Annotated in this window: 14 protein-coding genes; all 14 read right to left on the reverse strand. The window is 46.7% G+C overall.

Translation table 11 applies throughout. The features are described 5' to 3' along the window. Positions 1-97 precede the first annotated feature (97 nt). Positions 98-2,338, reverse strand: a complete 2,241-nt coding sequence (locus tag DVH26_RS19475; RefSeq protein ID WP_239624320.1) for an AraC family transcriptional regulator — start codon at positions 2,336-2,338, stop codon at positions 98-100. A gap of 197 nt (positions 2,339-2,535) precedes the next feature. Further along, entirely contained in the window at positions 2,536-3,699 is a 1,164-nt protein-coding gene (locus DVH26_RS19480; RefSeq protein WP_239624322.1) for a Gfo/Idh/MocA family protein, read from the reverse strand. Between the two features lie 24 nt (positions 3,700-3,723). Next, complete coding sequence (locus tag DVH26_RS19485) at positions 3,724-4,530, reverse strand: sugar phosphate isomerase/epimerase family protein (RefSeq protein ID WP_239624324.1); 807 nt, start codon at positions 4,528-4,530, stop codon at positions 3,724-3,726. A 20-nt stretch (positions 4,531-4,550) separates the two neighbouring features. Then, positions 4,551-6,065 carry an extracellular solute-binding protein gene (locus tag DVH26_RS19490; RefSeq protein WP_239624327.1) on the reverse strand — a complete coding sequence of 505 codons (1,515 nt, stop codon included), beginning with the start codon at positions 6,063-6,065 and terminating at the stop codon, positions 4,551-4,553. 29 nt (positions 6,066-6,094) lie between these two features. Further along, the gene (locus DVH26_RS19495; RefSeq protein ID WP_239635429.1) at positions 6,095-6,934 is read right to left on the reverse strand and encodes a carbohydrate ABC transporter permease; all 840 of its coding nucleotides are present in this window, start codon (positions 6,932-6,934) and stop codon (positions 6,095-6,097) included. A gap of 56 nt (positions 6,935-6,990) precedes the next feature. After that, on the reverse strand, positions 6,991-7,959 hold the full coding sequence (locus tag DVH26_RS19500) for an ABC transporter permease (protein ID WP_379452719.1): 969 nt from the start codon (positions 7,957-7,959) through the stop codon (positions 6,991-6,993). A 488-nt stretch (positions 7,960-8,447) separates the two neighbouring features. Continuing rightward, positions 8,448-13,691 (reverse strand): S-layer homology domain-containing protein, encoded by a 5,244-nt coding sequence (locus DVH26_RS19505; RefSeq protein WP_239624330.1) that lies wholly within the window; start codon positions 13,689-13,691, stop codon positions 8,448-8,450. Between the two features lie 1,129 nt (positions 13,692-14,820). Continuing rightward, positions 14,821-15,204: a PfkB family carbohydrate kinase gene (locus DVH26_RS19510; RefSeq protein WP_481857521.1), complete on the reverse strand. Its 384-nt coding sequence runs from the start codon at positions 15,202-15,204 to the stop codon at positions 14,821-14,823. 14 nt (positions 15,205-15,218) lie between these two features. After that, complete coding sequence (locus DVH26_RS19515) at positions 15,219-15,713, reverse strand: PfkB family carbohydrate kinase (RefSeq protein WP_239624332.1); 495 nt, start codon at positions 15,711-15,713, stop codon at positions 15,219-15,221. 1 nt (position 15,714) lies between these two features. Continuing rightward, positions 15,715-17,811 (reverse strand): beta-galactosidase, encoded by a 2,097-nt coding sequence (locus DVH26_RS19520; protein ID WP_239624334.1) that lies wholly within the window; start codon positions 17,809-17,811, stop codon positions 15,715-15,717. A gap of 16 nt (positions 17,812-17,827) precedes the next feature. After that, positions 17,828-19,636 (reverse strand): FAD-dependent oxidoreductase, encoded by a 1,809-nt coding sequence (locus DVH26_RS19525; protein WP_239624336.1) that lies wholly within the window; start codon positions 19,634-19,636, stop codon positions 17,828-17,830. Between the two features lie 17 nt (positions 19,637-19,653). Continuing rightward, positions 19,654-20,514 (reverse strand): carbohydrate ABC transporter permease, encoded by an 861-nt coding sequence (locus DVH26_RS19530; RefSeq protein WP_239624338.1) that lies wholly within the window; start codon positions 20,512-20,514, stop codon positions 19,654-19,656. Continuing rightward, positions 20,508-21,368 (reverse strand): ABC transporter permease, encoded by an 861-nt coding sequence (locus DVH26_RS19535; RefSeq protein WP_239635432.1) that lies wholly within the window; start codon positions 21,366-21,368, stop codon positions 20,508-20,510. The genes DVH26_RS19530 and DVH26_RS19535 overlap by 7 nt, the downstream gene beginning before the upstream one ends. 610 nt (positions 21,369-21,978) lie before the next feature. After that, positions 21,979-23,499 carry an extracellular solute-binding protein gene (locus DVH26_RS19540; protein WP_239624340.1) on the reverse strand — a complete coding sequence of 507 codons (1,521 nt, stop codon included), beginning with the start codon at positions 23,497-23,499 and terminating at the stop codon, positions 21,979-21,981. Positions 23,500-23,665 lie beyond the last annotated feature (166 nt).

The raw sequence follows: 23,665 nt of genomic DNA on the forward strand, positions 1-23,665 counted from the left end.
AAAGAAGGAAGCCATCGTCTACATTCGCCAGTACGGGCGTTATGCCCAAGTATTTCGAATCATCAGCTTATTGCCGTGTACGTATGCACCGCATTACTTACTTTATTTTTTGCTGCTGTCTAAATTGGATAGGCGTTGTTCCAAATACCTTCTTGAACGTTGTGAAGAAGTGGCTTTTCGTTTGGAAACCAGCCTGTTCTGCAACTTCCGCTACAGTTAAATCAGTGCTTAAAAGAAGCTCCTTTACCCGGTCCAAACGCTGATTTGAAATAAAGTCCGATATCGGGCAATCCATCCATTCCTTAAACACGGCCCGAAGATAGCTGACTGAGACCGATGTATGATCCGCAATGGAATCCACACTCAGCATGGGGTTATGTAGATTATTCCGAATATATTGAACGGCTTCTGTAACAATTTCTTCTTTTCGATTATTAGTTGACCGCTGTTTTAAATCGTCAACAATTTGATGCAGGAACGTTTCAATCCAATGGAATGCTTCATTTAAATGATGGAATTGATTTAGTGTATGCTCAATTCCTTCCATTCCTTTTACAGTGTTTAGCTTTTTAAAACTTTTCATCAACTCATATATTAAATGTACAAGCTGCATTTTGCATTCCGAATAAGTCATTCCCTTCATATCCCCAGCCAGCTGCTCCAAATATCCTTTAACAGCTAGCAAGTTACCGATACGCACAGAAGCAACGAGCTCTCGTATCACATCTTCATCAAGATAATTTGGCCTATCCTCAAACTGCTTTAGATCACTCTCCGAATATACACGGTCTTTGCCATCAATAAAATTAAGCATGGATGCCTCCATAACCAATTCGTAGCTCTGGAGCAGTGCTTCATCCGAAGCCTTAGGATCGCTGACCGCTGCAACAACTCCGATATGCAGCCATTGGTCAATATTTGATTTGATTTCTTGAAGCATAGCATCGATTTTTTCTTTCTTCTTTGTGTCAGGGAATATTAGAACGGTGTGATCGATTCCAATATCGACTGCCTCTCCGGCTAAGCCATATTGTCTCATGACCTCATTAGCTATATTGCCGATGGCGTACTTCATTAGCTTTCTTGAAGGAAAATCATATTTATCACAGAATGCAGCATAATACCGGATCCTTAAAACCGCTAATCGGATCGAACCCGCGGCAAGCACCGGTATCTCTTGAAACCACTCTTTTTTATAACGTTCCGAAAGCGAGCCGTTAAGTATCCATTGGCGCAACCGCTCCTCCTTGATTAATGATTTACTATCTTTGATAGAACGATCCATTTGCTCCACTTTGTTAATAAGCGATTCGATACCGGAAGTGATGCTTACTGTGGTTTCCACGGTGTTGGAAGGGACATAGGGCTGACCGATACGCACTTGAATAGCTTGCAGCATAGTACCTATGGGGCGTATATTGGTTCTGGAATACCAATAAAGTATCATCCAGATAATCAGAACAAGCAGACTGAAGCAAAGTAAAATCGTCCATCTGGTGACGGAAATACTTTGATTTAACGTTTCAAGCGAGGTTAGATGAAAGATCTTCCAACCCGAAATACTTAGCGTCTGATAACGTAATGACCACTCCTCGCCATCAACCGAAAAATGAGATTTCCCTAAGTTACCGTTTAAACTTAACGTTCTTACCTTCTTGAGCATTTCATCCGAAACATTCCCCAGCATCAATTCCCCTTCCCCGTTCAGTATGAACACATCATTCGCGATTTGCTTATTCATCTGCAGGATGTACTGCTGCAGCTTTTCCTTATCCAGCAGCACCGCCAATTTACTGTTGTTCTCCCCTCTATCAATTACATCTCGCACGACCAATAACAAATAACTTTTGCCTTGAATCTCGTAATTTCGCAGGTTTAGGTTTTGACTCTTTTCCGATCGAACTTGTTCAAGAAATTCTATGTTCTCCTCGTCAGTTAACTTAGTCAGACCTTTATCCGAAGCGTACATACGGTTAATGGAGGGATTAATCACATTTACGGACTGAATAAATGGCTCAATACCCAAGTAATCCGTCAAGCTCAATTCCATTTGTTTAAAAACCCAATAGTCAACCTCCGAAGCGGTCATCCAACCGTTTACATTCTGATCCCGAAAAATACGGACGGAATATAATTTAAGTTTTCGCAGCGTGAAGTCGGTGTTGTCCTTAACTTGCGCAATACGCTGCAGAGTCAGGCGGTCAATTTCAGTTATTGCATTATTAGTCAATTGCCTAGTTAAAATATAAGAAAATATATAAATGGTCACAGTGAACGCTAAGGCCATATATATAAACATTCGTAAATGCAATTGCTGCGGCAGCAGACCACGAAGCATTGTCATCCCTCCTTGTCGCCGATGTATCTTATCTAAAGGTATTCCTCCATTAGCTTATCGTCAAGTTTGTATTGGACAGGGATTAACAAAAACCCTGCGGATCTTTAGGACTTGTAATCCGCAGGGTTTTAAGCGCTATAAATTGTCAGTCCTCAATCCTATTTAACTCTTTGAAAACGAATATATCATAACTTCCTCTACAGCCGCGTGATTGGCGGTATAACATACTTTGAGGTTTGTATCAATTCCTTCAGCTTATTTTCATAAGCATCGGCGTCCAGGGGCAATACAATCTTGCTTTCAGTGAATGAAGATTGCATAATGGCGTTGGCTAAAGTCAACCCATTGATTCCTTCTGTACCGTGAGCTACTAACTCGCCGCCTCCATTTTGAATAGCGTTAATAAACTTTTCGATAACAACGAGATGCCCTTTAGGCTGAGTTATTTCTACAGGAATTTCTGTATACCAGCTTTCAACATTGCCGAATTTGCTTTTCGATTGCAGAATGAAATCAAATACGGACATCTGATTTTGATACATGACAAGCTTTTCATTCTCATAAACCAGCTTGCCGTGTTCTCCTACAATTTCAAAACGGTTTGTTCCGGGCGTCTCGGCCGTGGTTGCAATAAAATGTCCGATCATTCCATTCTCATGTTCAAAGTAGGCCGTCACTTCGTCTTCAACTTCAATATTGTGATATTTCCCAATGTTAACAAAACCGCTGATCTTCGCAGGCATTCCGAATAACCATTGATAAAGATCCATATTATGCGGACATTGGTTGGTCAGAATTCCCCCGCCTTCTCCGGCCCAAGTCGCCCGCCAGTCGCCGCTATCGTAATAAAACTGCGGGCGAAACCACTGTGTATTGATCCAAGTAACACGAATCAGCTTGCCGAGCTTCCCACTTTGGACAATTTCCTTTAACTTCTTATGAAACGGATACGTTCTTTCCTGAAACATTATGGCGAAGACAAGCTCAGGGTATGTCTCTTTAGCTCTTTCATAAGCAGATATCATTTTCTTCGCATCGTTTAAGTGGACAGCGATAGGCTTCTCGCAAAGCACGTGAATACCTCTGTTAAATGCATCGATAGCAACTGAAGGATGATCATAATGGGGTGTCGCCACCGTAATAGCTTCAAGACCCGGTTTGTCGAGAAGTTCTGTGTGGCTATAATAAGCCGGTATTTGCAGCTCCTCGGCAAATTTATCAGCTCTGTCCTTAATTACATCACAAACACCGACAATTTCGACCTTTCCGGCAGTCTGGAGCTGCCGTAGATATTTGATATGACCCGATCCCATTGCCCCTACTCCAACGATGGCTATTTTTACACTTGTATTCATAGTCATTTCTAACTCCTCCTCCTCCTCGTTTTAAACGAACTCTCGGATGTATTGTATAAATGCTGGCAGTACAACTTCCGGTTCTTCAAGCTCAGGATGCCACTTCTTTTCCCACTCCAACGATAAGTATCCTGTGTAACCATATTTCTTTAACAATTCAATATTATTCTTAATGGGAACTTCCCCATCGCCAATGAAACATAGCTGGAATTGGCCGTTGACCTTTTTGGTATCTTTAACATGGACATGCTCGATATAGGGAGAGATCTTCTCGATAAACGGTTCAATGGTATTGCCGTATCTTTTGTACGTATGCTCCATATCCCACAGCACGCCCAAGTAGGCACTGTTCACCTTCTCCAGTACAGGCAGCATATTATCCAGATCGGAGAAGTCCCCATGGGTTTCCAAAAGGATGCGGACATTTCTTTCCGAGCCATAGTCACAAAGCTCTTGTAAGCCTCTTGAAATCCTCTCAATAATTTGCTCCTTTTGGGAAGATTCCGGCACCTTATTCCCAAAAACTCTTATATAGGGTACGTCTAGCTTTTGTGCTAGATCTATATGTGCTGTCCCTTCTGCAATAAAATCATCGAATTTATCAAGGTCATGGAATTGGCAGGATGTATTCAAACCGATTATTTTTATCTGCATTGAATGAAGTTGCTCCAAAGTTTTTTCCAGATTCTCAGGGAGAAAGGGCCTTGCCTTGGGCAGGAACATTTCCCCTTCCATGCCTCTGATCTCAATCCCGTCGTATTTTAAACGTGTGGTTTCGTTCAAAATTTGTTCCCAGGTCCAATTCGGGCAAGACAATGTGGTATAAGCTATTTTCATTCCAATACCGCCTCTCAGCATTATTTTTTGGTTGAATTTCTCTTTACGTATGACTCTGACATCTCCTGAACAATTTTAGTAAAATTCGGTTCCGTTTTTAACTGGTTGACGAACGCATCCCATTTTTCTATCGGTTCCTTGCCCATAATCACGTGCAGCTTCATATCGGTAATTTTTTTGTTGTATTCCGGCCAGAACTTAATCCAGGCCTCGGAATCCACACCGACCGACGGATCATTAACCGCATTTTTTGCCCGCTCATCCATTATTTTTACATGACGGTCATAGTACTCCTTCGGAATTCCCGGAACATACGCTTTTAGATATTTGTTGTAGCTAAGAAAAATTTGACCAAACGCTTGTTGGGATACATTGTCCTTTACAGCCTGTTCCGTAGGGATTTTAAAGCCGTCTTTTTCAACGAAATGAACGTCTTTAAAGCCGAAATTCGCAAGATCCGATCCTTCAGCGGAAGCCCCGTAATCCATGAATTCCATAATTTTCTTCAACTTCGCTTCAGGAACGGTCTTGGGAATCAGAAACATTCCAAAAGAGCCGATTTCTGTCTCGCTCACTCCGTTTAATGAAACAATCGGCTCCATATAAGCGTCAGGCTTCTGCTTTCTAAGCTCGGCTGTTATATTCCAAACCTGATCTATGGCTTGTGTGGCGACACCAGCCTTCCCTGCCTTTAACATATCCAGGATTTGACTCGGTTTAAGCATCAGGAAATCTTCGGGAATCAGCTTTTCTTTATACAATTTATTGGCGTACATAAGCGCGTCTTTTTCTGTTGATAAGTAAACAGTAGGAACCAGCTTTCCATCCTGCACTTTCCAGTCGCCTATAGTTTTATTAAAAACGTTCTCGAAAGCTCTTATATTTAAAATGACTCCATACGTATCATTTTTCCCGTTTCCGTCGGGGTCGTTATTGGTAAATGCCTTCATCGCTTCGTAGAGTTCATCCATGTTGGTCGGCATTTTTAAGCCCAGTTTATCAAGCCAATCTCTGCGGATGCTTAACCCGTTCTGGCCATAGACCGGTCTTACCCGGGGTATACCATAGTTATGTCCATCCGCGTAGGCCAAATTTTTCCAGGTTTCTTCAGGAAACTTTGCTAAATTCGGATAATTTTTATACAAATTGGTCAAGTCCCAAAAGGCTCCTTGAGCAGCCATACCCTTAATAACCGATGAATTGAGAGGGTCGGTTGTCAAGATTAAATCCGGCAGCTCACCGGAGGCCAACGTCACATTTAATTTATCCGTATAGTTGTTGGATGATGTCCAGGCAATGTTCAGCTTGGTATTCGTCCGTTTTTCGATTTCTTTTATTATTGGGTTGTCTTCTGAGGGTGGTTCTTGCGAATAAAAGGACGACAATATGCTGATTTGAGTTGGTTTTCCCTGTTTTCCCCCCTCTTGTTCCACTGAATTTGCTTGTTCTCCCCCGCCTCCTCCGCATGCAGCTAACAATAAAGCTAATGAGACTTGCAGGGAACACAGTTTAATAACTGCATTTTTCTTGCTCATACTATTACCTCCATTTGTAAATTTTATATTCATTCCTTCACAGAACCTACCATGACGCCTTTGGCGAAATGCTTCTGCAGGAAAGGATACACCATAATAATAGGTACTGTTGCCACAATAACTGCGGCCATTTTAAGAGTTTCCTGAGGCAAGGTTTGCTCGGAGGAAATTTGTTGTGCTAATTCCCCACCTACGCTGGTTGATGAATCGATAAGCATATGCTGCAGCAATACTTGTAAAGGCCACTTTTTGAAATCGTTCAAATAAAGAATCGCGGAAAAAAATACGTTCCAATAAGCAACCGCATAAAATAGACCGAAGGCCGCCAGAGAGGGCAAAGAGATCGGCAGGATCACTCTCATCCAAATTCCTAAATCGTTGCATCCATCGATATTGGCCGCTTCTTCCAAGCCGGGTGGAATGCTATCGTAGAAGCTTTTCATAAGAAATGTATAATAAGCTGTTGTCAGTACAGGCATGATTAGTGCCCACATGCTGTTGATCAGCCCTAAGTTCTTCACAAGCAGATATGGTGGGATGATACCGGGGTTAAAAAGCATTGCAATCACAATAAGCATCAACATGACTTTTCTTCCCATCAATCTTTTCCTCGATAAGGCATAAGCAAAGCTTGAGGTTACAGCAAGACTCAATACAGTGCCGATTGTAGCCAAGAAGGCACTATTTCCCATCGCTCTTAGAAACGTATTGGTTGACAACAGGTATTGATAATTAATTAGCGACCATTTCTCCGGGATCAGGATGAGACCGGCAGTCCGGATGTATTCAGAGGGGTCGGTAAAGGATATAACCAGAATGTAAAGGAATGGCAGGATCGTGACTACTCCAGCTATAATCAGCATGGACATAACGGCTGCATCTGCTAATCTACTGCTCCATTTATTGTTCAATGTCTCCACCCCCCTCAATATAGGCCTTCCTTGCCATATGTCTTAGCCAATTTGTTAGCTGCAATTACCAATATAAGTCCTACAACAGACTTAAACAGTCCAACCGCCGTAGTGAAGCTAAACTGTCCATTTTGTATGCCCATCCTGTACACGTAGGTTTCGAATACATCGGCAACATCAGTCACTGCACTGTTCATCATGAGATAAACTTGCTCAAAGCCTACATCCAGAACATGGCCCATTCTTAGAATTAATAATGTAATAACTACATTTTGTATGGCAGGCATCGTGATATGCTTCACCTGCTGGAGTCGGTTAGCCCCATCCATCTTAGCCGCTTCATAAAGCGCAGGATCGACCCCGGCTATGGCTGCCAAAAAAATGACGGTGCCCCAGCCTGCTTCCTTCCATATGGACTGCAGGGTCAGCATCACCCAAAAGTAATTTTCGTTCGTTAAGAAGTCTATCTTAGAGTAACCCATCATGTGAATGACGCCATTTACAATGCCTCCGGATTGGGAAAACAACAGGAACGTGATCCCCGCAACGATCACCCAGGAAAAGAAATGTGGCAAATATACGATGCTTTGGATAGTTCTTTTGAACTTGCTGTTTCTTGCTTCATTGAGAAGCAAAGAAAGAATGATGGGCGCAGGGAAGAAAAAAACTAGGTTTAAAACACTAATGACCATTGTATTTCTTAATAATTTCAAGAATTCGCTGCTACTGAAAAACCTTTCGAAGTTTTCGAAGCCCACCCACTTACTATGCAGGATTCCTTTAAACGGCGAGTACTCCTGAAAAGCAATGACTACTCCGCCAATGGGAATATACTTAAAAATCAAAAAATACAATATTCCAGGTGCGGCGAGAAGATATAAATATTTGTCTCGGCTAAGACGGGTCAGGACAGTATTTATCTTCCCTTTTTTAACAGAATGGATTTGTGTTAATTGCTTATCTCCTAAAGTAGTTTGTTGCAAATCTCTTCACCTCTCTTTAATAGATAGAACCAAAAGCATTTGCTGCAGCGCCACTATGAAGAACTACGCACATCGTACGTTAACTTCCATATGTTGTATAGTTCTTATTCTCATCCAGGAGTTCTATTTATGGTTCTCCACTTAATTATCAAGTCCTTAAATTAACTTTCGGCACATTCGTTTACTAGTTTGTTTCGGGAGCTAGCCGCTTTCCCAGCAAGCAATACCTGTACATTCACTATTTTTTTGGAAGGATAGCGGTGTAATGGCAAGTAGTGTTATTACACAACAAACAGCCCCAATTTAGATCAAGTTGGGGCTGTTCAGAAGTCTCGAGTTTTCGCCTTCCTTCAAATAAAATCACCATAAACTTTTTGTAACCGTTTTACAAAATGGTTGCTCTACACAAAATGATTGTTCTGATAGGAACACAAAATCCGCCGCAAGCCTATGGGCCTGCGGCGCCGAAGAAGGCATTCACACTTCTCTTATCTGTTACGCAGCATGTTCAGCAATACTCTAATCGCCTCTGCTCGTGTTGCTTGATCGCCGGGGGCGAATTGGTTCCCTCCTTTACCTTCAATAATGCCCCGCTTGCACAAGGTCGCCACGGCACCCCTCGCCCAGTCAGGAATAGCCGTGTCATCCGCAAACCCTGTGGTGTCAGCCTTTTCGCCTGACTGGCCCATGGCGTTGGCGATCATCTTGACCATCTCACTACGGGTAATCTCGGCATCAGGTCGGAACGAACCATCTTCGTAACCGGAAATGATCCCTACTTGCACCGCTTGCGCCACGGAATTCAGCGCCCATGCACCGATCTTCTCCTTATCGGTGAACGTTAGTGGCGTGCTGTAGAGGCGGTTCTCTTGCGGCTTTAGCGCATTGATAAGCATGGTGGCAAACTCGGCGCGTGTTACGGTTCGATCCGGCTTGAACGTACCGTCCGGATAACCGCTGACGATTCCCAGGTCAATCGCTTGTTTGACATCGGACTCCGCCCAGTGTTCCGCCAGGTCACTCAAGTTGACCGTCGGTTTCGGAGCGGGCAGGCTTACCGCCTGATCGACGCCGAATACTGCAAACTTGGCAACGTTGTTCACCTTCACCGTAATAGAAGTGGCCCCATTGACTTGTCCGCCTAATTCCCTCCAGATTTTTCGCTCTTCGTCATAGGTGAATACAGTCGGCTTTTGACCCTTCTTTATTTTGGTTGGATCGAAACTAATGGTCAGAGTAATCTCCTTGTCGAAAATCCCTAGGAAATCCTTCCGAATCTCGAACACCGGACTGACCAGCGCATCTTTGCCTGCAAGCAGCTTTTGTGTGTCTGTTATCTTGCTGATGATAAGCTGAAATTCCTTTCTGGAAGCGCCGGCAGGGATCTCGATCTTAATCTCATCACCTATGCCAAATTCGCCCTTCTTATCTGCTGGAACTGCAAATTGGCTGCTATTCGCCGGAATAACTCCTTCGCTCGTTGGTATTGATGGTGAACTGCCATCGGAAGAATCCCCGTCAAACGAACCTCCTCCAGAAGAACCGCCCGAATTTTTAACCGTCCATTGCGCATATAGAGTCAGATTCGCCCCGCCCATTATGAATACCTGGCCTTCAGTGTAACTGGCTCCGCTACCATCCGCCCGTACATTCCAGCCGGCAAAGAGATAGCCCGGCTTCTTCAGATTGCCGGTATTGCCATAGACAGATACCGTGACGCCCTGATCATAGTCGCTGTCATCTACCGGCACGTGACCGCTTGACGCGCCGTTGCCGTTATAGGTCACACTGTAGGACGGCGTTCCGAATATCGCCGTGATCACTACCGCCTCGTCTGGCATGATGAAGGTATTGCCAGTCACATTCAGCCTACTGGGACTATTCACCTTCCAGCCCTTGAAGAGCTGGCCCGGACCTGGCGTGGCGGTTAAGGTAATCGCCATATCCTTGACCGCCGACGATACATTAGCGCTGGCAGTGCCGTGTCCCTCGGTTGCCACTGTAATACTATGGCTGGTCAAAGCAAAGCTATCCACCACATTGACACTGAACACAGCCGGATTCCCCTGATTAAACAGAATAGAGAAGTCCGCCTTATCACCGCGCTTCAACCCCAGTGCGGCCATAGTCTCGCGTTTGATGGTCAACATATCCCCGCCGATCGTATAATCATCCGTTCCCAATGTGCCATTGTGTACGGCACCTGCTACAGTTGCTGCGTATACCACCCCGGTCACAGACTGGGCTTCGTTCCATATGATGCTGGTGCTTACATCCCCGGGAACATAGAGATCATAGGTGGCCTGTTCAGGACTAACATCCGCGTCTTTCTTGGAGACGGTAATGGTGAAGTCCTTGGAGTAGTTCACGCCGATCTCGCTTCCTTCTTCAATCGTAGCGGTGACAATGACTGTTCCTGCTCTTGTGGCGGACAGCACATTCCCATCTAGGGTGGCTCTTGTTTGCCCGGCATCCTTGATGCTCCAGGTGATACTTTTCCGCGTTGCCCAATCCGGTGAGACTGTTCCGAAGAGAGTCAGCTCCTGTCCTGCCTGCACTGCTGCAGGGACATCAGAAATGTCCGACACCGAGTGGAATGTAGTGTCATAAAGGTTGCGCAACTCAATCTTAAACCGCTGGTTGTCTTTCCCCTCGTCATCGGCCAACCGTATAACTGCGTTGTTTCCTTTGGACGCTTCATTGACCGTAATCACCTTTCCATTGCTTTTGTTGATCACTTTGTAATAATCGCCCTCCTTTTCCAGACGCCACTGTTCAGTATCGGAGGGAGTGGGGGCAGCTTCAATAGTCTGATTTAGAATAAGTTCTTGGATATCCGAATCAGGCTTGATATCGAGGAAGCGTGCTCCACGCATAACTAGGATCCGGTAATATCCTGTTCCCAGATCCAGGAATCGCATCAATTGACTATTGGTATCGCCATTGGAATATTGGATAACGGCTGCTCCCTGATTATACTTCTCACCTGCCACACTCAGCGCTTTGCCGCTATGCTTCGGCTGGATCTTCACCATTTTCTCGGGGGTAAGTTCCCTGGCCGTCGTGCTCATGAATCCACCGCTGAATTTATCCAGGATCAGGCTGTCTATATTGAGCTGTCCGGTATCCCCTTCCTCACGGCGGAATTCAATGCTATTCTTCCCGGCCTCCAGATTGACCGTCTCTGTCGCGTCCATCCAGGTATCCCAATTCGCTGTCGGCGGTAAGGAAACTTGCTTGACCCGTTTGCCGTTCACATACATGCTCATGGTTCGATTCGACGACTGTACACCTGAATACCGCAAGGTTGACGTATAGGCCGCTGTATAAGGGACATTCACTTCAAACCCTATAGAATCCCCTTTTTTCTGGAATAAGCCGACATAACCGTTGCCTTCAAACCATAGACGGTCTCTTCCGATACCCACCGTGCCTGAGAGGGCAGCTGCTTCCGCCTGATATTTCCATGGAGTGCGTTTATTCAAATGAATATGATCGATATGGATGACACCTGAATCTCCCGCTGCACTCTTATAGGTGATGCTGTTTTTCCCTTTGTTCAGGCGAACGGTTACAATCTGTTCCTTCCACACCTTGGCTCCTCCGGAGTAGGGAAGGACCATGTCCTGCACAGGCGTGCCATTCACCTCCAGCGACAATGTTTTGCCGCCCTGCTCCGTGGCGTACCGCAGCTTGAGATCATAGGAGGCCGCATACTCGGTATCCACAGAGAATTCCACGGACGAGTTCACATGGGACAGACCGCTCACATAACCGATTCCCGTATTCCCATCCTGAGCCTGAACGATCCTGGCATGCGCCCCGCCTGTCGTTTTGGCGGATTCCGCCTCATACGTCCAGGTCGCCGCTTCGGTAACAGTGATATAATCCAGATTGACATTCGCCGTATCACCGCTGTCATACTTATAGGTGATAACATTGCTTCCCTCTTTCAGGAATACATTGTCATATCTGTCGGCCCACTTGTCCCATTCCTTTAGACCGAAGAAATTCGCTTGTTTGATCTTGGTGCCATTCACATACATGGTCAAGGTTCGATCGTTCTCCGTTCCAGCGCCATATGCCAGCTTGACCGAATAGCTGCCCGCGTGAGGAGCGTTTACTGTAAAGCTGATCGCCGCGTTTGGCTTCGTGAACCCTCTGACAAAGCCTGAACCGCTATATCCCGTATGATCTTGAGCAATTCCCGTGCCGCCGGACAACTCTGCGCCCTCCGCTTCATACAAGACACTTTTCTTGGCAATGATTGCGTCCAGCCCCAAAGCGCTTTTGCCGGAAAGACGTAAGATGTTGCTACCGGCATTCAGCCGGATGTTGTGAACCGTTTTTAAGTCGAAGTTCAGCTTGTTCTCCGGCCCGGCATTAGACGGGAATACAAGCGCGGTAGGAGCCTCCTGGTTCACGCCAAGTGTCATGGTGACCGGTTCTGTCGTATTGTTGTTGTATCGGAAATCTAGCGAGTAAATCCCCCCAGTATTCGTGTTGACTGTAAACTCTACATAGTCGCTGTCATTGCCATTGCTGTACCGGGCATATCGGCCGGACGAGGCATAAATGCTGTTCATGGTTGCTCTTGCAGCCCCTGATAATTGCGCGTCTTCCGCTTCATAGATTTCGCTCTTCTCCTCCCCGGAGGGGCGGCTAAGCACGGTGCCGGGGTTGGACGGGATGCCCAGATTGATGAAGTCATTGTCGTCCCAATTGATCCGCTGGGCGCGAACCTCTCTGTTCTTACCCCCTTGACTATGGGTCGGTATGCCATGGTATGTAATCCAGTCCTCTGTGCCATCTTCGGATTTCAGGAATAACGGCGAGCCTGTTGAGTAAGAACCGTTTTCATCCGAACGTTTCATGATCGGCTCGGGATGTTTATTCCATGCTGCTTCATTCTCCACACTTTGGGCCAGATCGGCCCAGGATAGGCCGACAGCATAGTTATCATGCGTATAGCTGCTGGCGGAATAGGCAAAATAAACTTTACCGTTTCGCTCCACCACAGCTGCGCCTTCATTAACATTATCAACATACTTCTCCCAGTCGTAGGTCGGCCTGGCTAACGTAATCTCTTCGCCTTCCAATGTCCAAGGGTTTTTCATTTTGACAATCGTGGGACATTCATCAAATCTCTCTTTTCCCGTTTTTGGATCTATAAAATAGAAATATTTGGTGTAAGTAAGGTATCTCTGCCCATTGATGGTGACAAAGCCAGTAGGCAGTCCATAGCTTTGCGTATTCAGTAATCCCTGTTGGGGTGTAAGTCCGTCTCCATTATCATAGGTTCCCTTCAGTTCCCAGGTCCCTTCAAATGGATCGGGCGAGCTGTTCTCCAGAACATAGGAGCTGGGATGGCCGTAAGCAAAGCGCCCCGCTTTATCACTAATTTTTGGACCGGAAGCGAAATAGATGTACCATTTGCCATCGATCCTGTGCGCATCGGGACCCCATATAAATTCCAGGTTTTCAGGTAACTTCCATACCTCTTTACTCTTCGCGGTGGAAACGCCAAGAATGGTTTCATGCCGTTTCAATACAACATTGCCATCGCCTGCCGCCGAATAATAGTATCCATCGTCTTGCCGTTCAATGGTAGGGTCGGCTCCTTTCATCAGCGGGTTAAGATAATGGGATGATACATCCGCATAGGCGATATTGGTCAGCATCATTACGAGCAGTACCGCTAGGGACACAGCAAACAAACCAATTCTCCTCATTGCAACAATTTCCTCCTTAGGGATTTTTATTTGGAGCTTTTTGACAGACAGGAAATGATCGCTCAACAATAAAGCGCTTTCATTCTCGCTAGCCTCGCTCCATGGATGCTTACACTGTACTGTGATCCCTCCATTCCAGGCCTTAAGAATCTTTAGGTCTTTCTGTACGATTTTTGTTTTTTACCTGAATCCTCTCTCAAACGGACTGTCCGACTGCGGGGTGATCGAGTAGAAGACTTCATGTCCGTACCGGAGCTTCTTTGGCATTAGTATCTTGTTTACGCTTATACGCAAAAGGAAGATAAGCACATTTGGAAGAAGTTGATGTCCAGCATTGTATTTGATAATCTTGCAGTTCTTTGCCGTGGCTCGTATAAAACTCAATACGATTAAATTTCACACTGTTTTGTAAATCAACAGTAACCACCATCTGTTAGATAAGAGGTACTAAACGAACTGTCTAATGTATTTGAAGCGGTTACTCCCTTATTTGCTGCAAGATTGACGCTTGAGTCCCAAGATAAGGAGGTAACGGTGTCGCGCGATCTGTATTTACCAAACTGAATCGTCAACGTAAATATCCTGATAGACAATCTTTCCCCCCTGTCCCGGTTTGTACATACATCTGTGCAGAACTCAATAATCCAACCCAAGAGAGATTCAGGCTCCCCTCCAATTTAGTATAATTCTGGTCGTTAATAACAATCCGATTCATACTCATACTTATAACATAAATAAAATAAGCCGCGTTTTAAGCGGCTTGTAATGTAATCAGGTTCTTGTCATCCGACATCGGCATAAATGTATGTCGGACGACACAAACATTATCCCATAATTGTTTAGTAGTGTTTAATTTTCCTCCAAAGTTTTTCGAAACTGTCAGATTTAATTGATTTAGTTTCATCATCCTCACAGCAACTCTTTTTGTTACTCTATCTTCTTTCATGTGCTGTGACATCTGTTGCGTCATTCAAATCATGTATAAATTCGATCGGCTTAGCAAGTCATAACTTGACGAAGGTAACCATTCAGCATAAATTCGCTCCAATGTTTTCAATAGGGATTCGGGCTGTGGACCTGAAGTTTTGAAAACAACCCAGTCGCTGCCGGAATGATATGCATTGTAAACTCATGTGGAGCATCTTTCCAAGAAGTTAGCGATTTCCTTAACATTAGGTATTGATTCTTGAGCACCGGCACGTGACACAGCAATAGCTGAAGCGGCGCTAGCTCGCTGCAGAGCATCCTTAACCGTCATACCTTGTTGCCTCGCTACGATAAAGGATCCGATGAACGTATCGCCTGCACCCGTTGTATCCACGACTTGTACAGGATAAGCTGACGTAAAGACAGCTTCTTCCTGATGGTTCATATAGAGAGACCCTTTCTCGCCCAATGTAATGATAACTTCTTTGACTCCCAAGGCAATAATCTGGCTTGCGGCTTGTCTGACGTTCGATAAATCATCCTCTAATCGTATAGAAGTAATGAATTCGGCCTCGGATTCGTTCAAGATCATTACATCTATTAATGGAAATACAACCTCTTCGATCTTTGATGCCGGTGCAGGATTGAAATAGGTTTGTACTCCCCCTGTTTTGCCGCCTCAAGAGCGTATCGCGTACAGGCCCACGGTATTTCGTTCTGTACAAGTAATACCGATGAGGAGTCGAACAATTCCGGCAGCCCTTGCAAGTCTTCAACCGTCAAGCACCCATTCTCGCCCTCACTTAGAAAAACATTGTTTTGGCCTGACTCGTCTACAACAACAAAGGCTGTACCAATGTCGCTATCCTTCCATAAGACCCGATCTGTATTTACTTGGTACTTCTTAATGCCAAACAAGATATCTCTGCTGTAAAAATCATTGCCAACCGCCCCGATTAAAGTGACATTCCCTCCAGAAAGAGCTGCCGCAACCGCCTGGTTGGCTCCCTTACCGCCGGATTTCGTCTCCGTTTTATAGCTTTGAACCGTTTCTCCCGGCTGTGGAAGCTTTCGAATATAACATACAAAATCCATGTTAATACTTCCAACGACCACTATGTTTAGCACTGTCCGTTCCATTTCCTTCTCTAATGAACACACGGTAACCGTAAGCGGATAGGCGCAGATGTTGTTCGACGGGAGCCCCGTCCAGATCGGTGAGACACTCTTTGAATAGGATGCTCTGCTCTTGATCGGTGAAATTATGAAGGAAGATGTAATCCCGGACACCGTCCGTACGCACCTGCGCATTGACGCCTTCCGCCCAGTCCGCCTGGAGTGCTCGACTCAACCTGCAACGGGCTGCCATCGCACGATAAAAGCCGTCCAGAAACGGAGCTTCGGTCCGCGCCGCTATATAATAGACCTCTCCGTCTCCAAATCGATTTACGGTCAGCGCGGGATACCCTTGATAGAAATCCTCCTCGTACTCCGCAAGAACTTCCGCCGTCTCGACATGAATCAGATCGCACAACAGCGATACCGAATACGATCCCATAAAGCCGTCCAATCCATCCTCCTTCATAACAAGTGAATTGCAATCTTCAGGATACAGCGCATCAAGCTCTTCCGACCATACCCCGGCCAGCTTGCGGAGCGGTCCTGGGAATCCGTTCAGGAAGCAGAGATCGTTCTCGTCGACAATTCCGCTCCAATACGTCAGGACAAGCGTGCCTCCTGAACGGACGAAGGCCTCGAGCCGCTCAGCTGTCCCCTGCTTCAACATATAAAGCATCGGAGCAATCACGAGCTTATAGCGATCCAACGGACGATCCATGGATATAATGTCCACCGGAATTCCTTGCTTCCAGAATGCCTCGTAATGGCGCAGTACCTCCTGATCGTAGCTAAGATTCGGCTTTCGCGGCCCTGCGGCTCCTTCCACCGCCCATTTATTTTCGGTGTCGTAAATGAGAGCGACTTCCGCCGGCACATTAGTACCTGTAACTGGCTCCAGCCCTTCCAGGCAAGCGCCTAATTCCGCCACATCGCGAAACACTCTCGTATGCTCATGCCCGCTATGGTCGACAACGGCACCGTGAAACTTTTCCGAACTACCTCTACTCTTGCGCCATTGAAAATATAGCACCGAGTCGGAACCGTGGGCGACCGCTTGAATAGAGGACAACGCGTGCATGCCGGGCCGCTTCAACTTGGCAACCTCCTGCCAGTTCGCCATGCTGGGGGTGCTTTCCATCAGCAGAAAAGGTTTCCCGGGCTTGAACGAACGGTACCGGTCGTGGGTGAACGCCGTACGGCAGGCTGTCTGCCAGTCGGGACTCTTGCCATGCCAATACGGATAGCTGTCCCACGAGACAATATCAACATGCTCCGCCATTCGTTCATAATTGATGACGCACCCGCCAAGGAAATTCGTAGTGATGGGAATGTCGGGGGTAAGGCGCTTCAATGGCTCGATCTCCTGAAGCATAAAATCAATACTCTGATCGGTGACAAACCGTTTCCAGTCCAGTTGCAACCCGTGCAGCATATATTCCCCGATAGGGGAGGGCGACTCTATTTCCTCCCAGTCGGTATAGTTATGGCTCCAAAAGGTCGTATACCACGCCTGGTTCAAACGGTCCAAATCGTCCCCGTATTTCTTCCGCAGCCATTCACGAAATGCCGCTTGGCATAAATCGCAATGGCACTCCCCATTGTATTCGTTGGAGATATGCCACAGCAGCAAGCCGGGATGATTGCGGTAACGTTCCGCCAAAAGCGTATTGATGGTGCTGACCTTCTCCCGATATACAGGCGACGTATAGCAATGGTTATGCCGGGTTCCGTACAAATTTCGCACCCGTTCCGGTCTGACCCGCAGCACCTCCGGGTATTTCCGGGCCAGCCATGCCGGCCGCGCACCGCTGGGCGTGCCCAGGATGAAAGAGATGCCGTTGCGGTTCAGCTTATCGATGATTATATCGAGCCAACCGAACTCGAATTGCCCTTCTTTCGGCTCCAGGCTGGACCAAGAGAACATGCCCATGGTCATGACATTGCACTTGGCAAGATGCATGAGGCGCATATCCTCATCCCAGACATCAGGCATATGAATCCACTGCTCGGGATTGTAATCCGCCCCGTGCAGCATCCGGTTCAGTTGCGGAAAAAGTGGTTTACGTTGACTCATTTTTATATCCCTACCTTCAATGACATCGAATTTCAAAGATCCGGGCATGATCCAAGCCGTTGGTTTCCAGAACTTCAAGACGGAGCTTAAACACCTGATTTAACTGGACCTGACAAGTAACTTGCCGCTGATAATTATCCTGAATATGCATCACTTGACAGCCATCTTCAGGGGAATCCGCTAAATATGCCAACACCCGAAACTCCTTCAAGGTTTCCGGCTGCGGCCCCCATACATTCTGCTGATGCAGATAGTCTTCGTGTGTCAGCGTTAGCCTCCGGTGCATGCCCGTATCAAGCACGACGGTGATTTCACGGATCGATACCGGTGCGTTCCACTCCATCTCGATCCAAGGCTCCCGGTCTTCCGGCAGTGCCATCCAGCGATGGGTGCCGGGAACGGTCAGATTAGGCCTAACCCCTCTCTCTCCGTGTATGGAACGGGTATGTCCATCGATGACATTCGATGCCAGCCCCTCCGGCTGCTCGGATGACGCCCGGACCATAGCCCGACTCGCCAGATTGGCATCCGCCTGAATACCAGGCAAGTAAGCATCCTGCCGAATCAATTGCTGCTGCGTGTTCCAGATCAACTCCCGGTCTTGCCATGCTTGATCCAGCGTAATCCCATTGCGAATCGCCATCGCGGCGAACGTACCTGCACCCTGTCCCATCACGCCGCAGGTCGCCATAACTCGGGTGCTTGAAAAAGCGATATGCGTAGCTGATATGTTCCGTCCAACAAACATCAGATTGTCCACATTGGCGCTGATCAAGGCCCTGAGCGGAATGCCGTACACATAGTTGGTCACAGGCTGGCTGCTTGGCTCCCGGTCTTTTGCTTCGATCCCCTGTGGAGGATGCGTATCCATCGGCCACCCGCCATACGCTATCACATCTTCAAAGTGGACGGCTTCTTCCAAATCCGATTGCGTTAGGAGATGCTTGCCGATAAACCGGCGGGACTCCCGCTTGCCAGGGACGAAGCCGAACCAGTCCAAAGCCCAGTTCTCCGACTCCGGATGGTTGCCACTGTTCTTGATATGATCCCAGACACCCATCATGATGGCAAGCAATTCATCGCGGATCGCTTCGTTATCGGCAATCGTATCCAGCAAACCCCCGAACTCAACCCACCAGTATCCGTATTCCCATGAAGAGTGGCTACGGAACTTCAAATCCTCTTCCGTAAACTTTTTCGCCCATACGGGCGGGATAAACCTCATCGGTTTGCCTATATCCCGGGTCGTAAACAACAACGAGGAACCAAGACGGTACGGATCGGCTTCTTCTCCTGCATGGGACTCCCCGAATTGCCTGGAGGATTCCCGACCTGTCGTGAACAACGCTCCCGCTTCTTTGCCGAGACGGCCGTCTCCTGTACAGTCCATGAAGATGCCGGCAAAGATTTCAAAGTGATGCTCTGTGCTTTCCCTAGCAGCCAGTACGGACAGAATCCGACTGCCCTCCATCTGTACGCCGGTCACCACCGTATTGAGCATCAACGTCAGGTTCGGCTCCGCTCTGCACTTTTCATATAAGATGAGATCGAACATCGATGAGCTTCGCTGTGGATTGCGGACAGCACATTCAAGTAGAATTTCTTCCAGTATGCCGCCTTCCCTCGCTTCCGTCTCCAGAGCCTGTCTCCGCTTGGAATTCGCCGCTCCGACGATATGCATGCGAATCTCCGACGATGCATTACCGCCTAAAACGGGCCGATCCTGACATATCACAACCTTAGCACCGTTGCGGGCAGCCGCCAGTGCAGCCACCACGCCAGAAATCCCGCCGCCTGCAACCAGTACATCTGTATGCATTTGCATGTGAACCCCTCCATTTTTCAACCTTTGATCGCTCCTAACAGCATGCCCTTGGTAAAATGTTTCTGCAAGAATGGGTACAGGACAATGATCGGCAAGGATGCTGCGATTACAGCTGCCATTTGCACCGTTTCGGTGGGCATCAAATTTTCGGCATTCTCCAATGGTTTCTGTGTCTGCACCAGGATATCCCTTACAATCACTTGCAATGGGAACCAATTTCTATCTGTCATATACATAATGGCTTGAAAAAACTCATTCCAATGACCGACGGTATAAAACAATCCGATGGTCATTAAGGATGGAACCGACAACGGTACAACAATCTTCAGCAAAATGCTCAGTTCCTTGGCTCCATCCATCCGTGCGGATTCGAATAATTCCTCCGGCAGGTTTTCAAAAAAACTTTTCATGATGAGAATGTTAAACGTCCAAATTGCATTGGGCAATATCATGGACCACATGGAGTTTAGTAATCCTAAATTCTTCACGACAATATAAGTAGGAATCAATCCTCCGTTGAACAGCATCGTAAAGACAACCATGAGAAGAAAGAAACTTCGGCCAGGCATCTTCTTCCGGCTCAGCGGATATGCCATGAGAAGCGTCAAGACCAAATTGACGGCCGTTCCTATAACCGTCAATAAAACCGTAACCCATAACGAGCGTGGGATTCCTGTTGTCGTAAACAGCTCTCTGTACGCAGTTAGATCAATTTTTCTTGGAATGAAAACGAATCCTCCGTTTTTCAGCACCTCGGAGAAGGGTGTGATCGATACGGAAACCACGTACATGATCGGAATGACGGCAAGCAAGCCTGCCAAAGCCAATATGACCATCACTGCTCCGTCAAATAGCTTTTCATCCCAGCGTTTTACCATATATTTTCCCCCCATTGCTTCGCAAGTCGGTTAGAAAGCAAGATCAGTATCATACCTACGAAAGATTTTAACAATCCGACAGCCGCCGCCAGACTGAAATTCAGTTGCTGCAATCCCGTCCGGAATACCCATGTGTCCAATATATCCGCAACCGGATATACCTGAACATTGTATAAAATGTAAATTTGATCGAATCCCGCATCCAGAATGTGCCCAAGCTTCAGAATCAGAAGCATGACCATGACCGAGCGGATCCCGGGCAACGTAATATGCCATATCATTCGAAACCTTCCTGCCCCGTCCACCTTGGCGGCTTCGTACAGCGTCGGATCAATGCCGGTCATAGCTGCCAAATAAATGATGGCGCCCCACCCCAAGTCTTTCCAAATCTCCGAACCAACAAGTACGCCCCGAAACAACTCAGTTGAGGTAAGGAAATTGATCGGGCTGCCACCCGAATCCTTAATCCACTGGTTTACCAGGCCCGAATTTTCGGACAGAAGTGCAAGGAGAATCCCGTATATAATCACCCAGGAAAAAAAGTGAGGCATATAGGTTAACGTTTGTATAAACGAATTGAACCATCGAACGCGGCATTCATTAAGCAGGACCGCAAAAATGATCGGAGGCACGATTCCGAAAATCAGCTTATAGAAACTGATAATAAACGTGTTGGACATGACCTGTGTGAAGTAAGGCGATTCATAGAACATCTTGAAATATTTGTACCAAGGATCTGCCCACCCACTAAATAAAATACCGTCAGAGAAATTAAAATCTTTGAATGCAATTATAATTCCATACATTGGAATATACTTAAAAATAATGTAATAAATGAGTCCCGGCAGCAGCATGAAGTAAAGGGCCCGATTGTTCCATACCACGTTCCCTAGCCGTTTCGTCTGAAGCCCTTTTACTACTGCCTCTTTATTTACCGGCAAACTTCCTTGATCCATCGTTGGTTCCCTCCTTATACCTTCTACAGCGTTACGGCACTTCATACGTAACGAACGGAGCCATTACTCCTTGCTCATCCACGTATCAATTCTTTCGTTTCCACATGGAACTCCAAACGCCCCTTTATAAGTTTCACTCGAATCTTTATCGCGACGTAATATTAGTGGATACCCGGTATATAAGTCCAATTCCCACAGGTGAAATAAACCATCTGTTCGCAAGCGGTATCGAATCATCTACTGGTTATCTATCAGCTATCCCAATGGGGGACTTCACCTAGACCGCTGCAAGCCTTCAGGATGCCTCGGTTATGGCGCCGTCAACCGCTTATCCGGAATGTACGGGTTTAGGAATGAGCTTACCCGTATCCGTTACCTGAATGATGCATAGCCTCGATTCCATTGCAAACTTATTTATCTTATTGAAAGTACCAAAAAGCGAAGAACCGAGAAGAATCGGCTCTTCGCCTCAAAGATTCATTGCATATTGCCACAAAGACTAATTGCTCTATTTACCGTAACCCAACTCATTTAATTGCTTGGTCGCCGAGTTCAGAAAAGTCTTATAGTTCATCGTCGTTTCAAGGCTTTTCAGGAAGTCATCGTATTGACTCATCGGCCGCTTTCCATAAGCGAACTTCGTGATTTCTTCCGAAATGTACCGGCTGGCATCGGCATCATTGTAACCATCCGGATAGCTCAGGAAGCCGTTAAGCGACTGAATACGGGGTTGTTTGTTCGCGAAATCGATAAATGGAAATTGAGAAGCAAACTTGATCGACAAATAATCAAGGTCCGGCCGACCGGTGAATTGGTACATGTAGGTAAACCCAGCTTCAGAGGCCATAAGCGGAGTCGGGACAACCTTGCCGTTTTCCATATTATAGTGTTTGCCCTCCACGCCAAACTGGACAAGCTTCGAGCCTTCTCCGCCGGAGATATAGTTCAAAAGGTCGAACACTCTCTGCAGTTTCGCTTTGTCCTTCTCCAGCGCCTTCGGAATCGCCATCAATCCGGCTGCTTTACCGATATCCAATGACCCAGAGAACTGTCCTGCGGGACCCTTCGGTGCTTGCAACTGCACCCATTCGGCATTCGGATTTACTTTCTTGATTTGCTCGACGTACTGTTCATTGGTCAAATTTGTCCATTCCGTCCAGATGATTCCCACTTGCCCCTTGATGGCCTTGTCCCTGGGCTGCGTCCCCGTGTTCAATACATAATCCGGATCAACCGAACCGCTGGCAGTGAACTTCGCAATAAAGGCCAATGCATCCTTCATACCCGGGTCATATAACGATTGGACTACCTTTCCGTCTTTGATGAAAAATTCACCCGGATTAGGGACACCATATCCTCCAAATACAGGGGAGAAAGCGGACAACAAGTTGACGCCTGTGAGTCCCATCAGGCCTGTGATACCATAAGTATCATTCTTTCCGTTGCCGTCCGGGTCCTTCTCCGTGAACGCTTTGGACACGGCCAGCAGTTCATCGAGAGTTTCAGGCGGCTTCAATTGCAACTTGTTCAGCCAATCTTTGCGGATCCAGTAAGATGCTTTCGGGGCTTGCGGTGCTTGGGCAACTGCATACACTTTGCCGTTAACCATACCTTTCTTCAGGCTGGAATCTCCGATGAAGGTTTGGACCGGCTTAAGTTCTTTCTCGAAATAGGGAGTCAGATCGAGCAGAAGCCCTTGTTCCGACAACTGCTTCAACGAAACCTTGTCAACGGCAAACAAATCCGGGTAATTGCCTGACGCCATCCGGACATTCAGCTGATTGCCATAATCAGTGGCATAAGCCGTCAAGTTGATATCAGCATTCAGCGCCTTGTTCAGATTCTCCCGAACGAAGTCTTTCTCTGGAGCGGGCAGGCCGGCCCCGCTTGTTATAATATCCAGTTTGACCTTCTTCGATGATTCTTGAGCCGCACCGTTTTCCTTGGTTTCGTCTCCACAGGCTGCAAGCAAGCTGCTAAAAAGTGCAATGGAGGTCGCGGATAACACGATCTTTTTATATTTATACATCGATATCCCCCTTCTTTCCTTAATCGGATTATAGATTGGAATCGCAGAAGGGAGATGAATCCCTGCAGTAGACGCTGCTCCCTTTCTGTAACACATCTTTATCATACCACCGTACCTGAAGGCGGATAAGAAACAGATTTAGTGACCTCTTATACAAAATTAAGCC

This window comes from Paenibacillus sp. H1-7 (assembly GCF_022354825.1).
In the GTDB taxonomy this organism is placed as follows: Bacteria; Bacillota; Bacilli; order Paenibacillales; family NBRC-103111; genus Paenibacillus_S.

Coding starts and splice junctions, on each gene's coding strand:
- DVH26_RS19505 (WP_239624330.1), bottom strand. CDS start 13,691: ATGAGGAGAATTGGTTTGTTTGCTGTGTCCCTAGCGGTACTGCTCGTA.
- DVH26_RS19480 (WP_239624322.1), bottom strand. CDS start 3,699: ATGACTATGAATACAAGTGTAAAAATAGCCATCGTTGGAGTAGGGGCA.
- DVH26_RS19490 (WP_239624327.1), bottom strand. CDS start 6,065: ATGAGCAAGAAAAATGCAGTTATTAAACTGTGTTCCCTGCAAGTCTCA.
- DVH26_RS19540 (WP_239624340.1), bottom strand. CDS start 23,499: ATGTATAAATATAAAAAGATCGTGTTATCCGCGACCTCCATTGCACTT.
- DVH26_RS19515 (WP_239624332.1), bottom strand. CDS start 15,713: ATGGATTTTGTATGTTATATTCGAAAGCTTCCACAGCCGGGAGAAACG.
- DVH26_RS19475 (WP_239624320.1), bottom strand. CDS start 2,338: ATGCTTCGTGGTCTGCTGCCGCAGCAATTGCATTTACGAATGTTTATA.
- DVH26_RS19535 (WP_239635432.1), bottom strand. CDS start 21,368: ATGCTGCTGCCGGGACTCATTTATTACATTATTTTTAAGTATATTCCA.
- DVH26_RS19495 (WP_239635429.1), bottom strand. CDS start 6,934: ATGTCCATGCTGATTATAGCTGGAGTAGTCACGATCCTGCCATTCCTT.
- DVH26_RS19530 (WP_239624338.1), bottom strand. CDS start 20,514: ATGGTAAAACGCTGGGATGAAAAGCTATTTGACGGAGCAGTGATGGTC.
- DVH26_RS19525 (WP_239624336.1), bottom strand. CDS start 19,636: ATGCAAATGCATACAGATGTACTGGTTGCAGGCGGCGGGATTTCTGGC.
- DVH26_RS19520 (WP_239624334.1), bottom strand. CDS start 17,811: ATGAGTCAACGTAAACCACTTTTTCCGCAACTGAACCGGATGCTGCAC.
- DVH26_RS19485 (WP_239624324.1), bottom strand. CDS start 4,530: ATGAAAATAGCTTATACCACATTGTCTTGCCCGAATTGGACCTGGGAA.